3 tRNA genes are annotated in these 347 nt (G+C 46.1%); all 3 read left to right on the plus strand.

Features of this window, described 5'->3' with window-relative positions:
* Positions 1-23: 23 nt before the first annotated feature.
* The 3 genes from H5160_RS20180 to H5160_RS20190 all read left to right on the plus strand — a co-directional run bounded on the left by H5160_RS20180 (position 24) and on the right by H5160_RS20190 (position 337).
* Positions 24-99, plus strand: a tRNA-Gly gene (locus H5160_RS20180).
* Positions 100-142: 43 nt separating this feature from the next.
* Positions 143-218 (plus strand) — tRNA-Gly (locus H5160_RS20185).
* 43 nt (positions 219-261) lie between these two features.
* Positions 262-337 (plus strand) — tRNA-Gly (locus tag H5160_RS20190).
* The last annotated feature ends 10 nt before the right edge of the window (positions 338-347 follow it).

Consider the following 347-nt stretch of genomic DNA (forward strand, 5'->3'; position numbering starts at 1 on the left):
AAATAACTGAAGAAATAAAAAATGCGGTACTAGCTCAGTTGGTAGAGCGCGACCTTGCCAAGGTCGAGGTCACGAGTTCGAGCCTCGTGTACCGCTCCAATTTCTAACCAAAAGAAATTGTAGTGTTGAATGAAAATATAATGCGGTACTAGCTCAGTTGGTAGAGCGCGACCTTGCCAAGGTCGAGGTCACGAGTTCGAGCCTCGTGTACCGCTCCAATTTCTAACCAAAAGAAATTGTAGTGATAGTAAATTTAGTTATGCGGTACTAGCTCAGTTGGTAGAGCGCGACCTTGCCAAGGTCGAGGTCACGAGTTCGAGCCTCGTGTACCGCTCCAATCTTTTTAT

The sequence above is a fragment of the Pseudoalteromonas sp. SG43-4 genome (assembly GCF_014164325.1).
Lineage (GTDB): Bacteria > Pseudomonadota > Gammaproteobacteria > Enterobacterales > Alteromonadaceae > Pseudoalteromonas > Pseudoalteromonas distincta.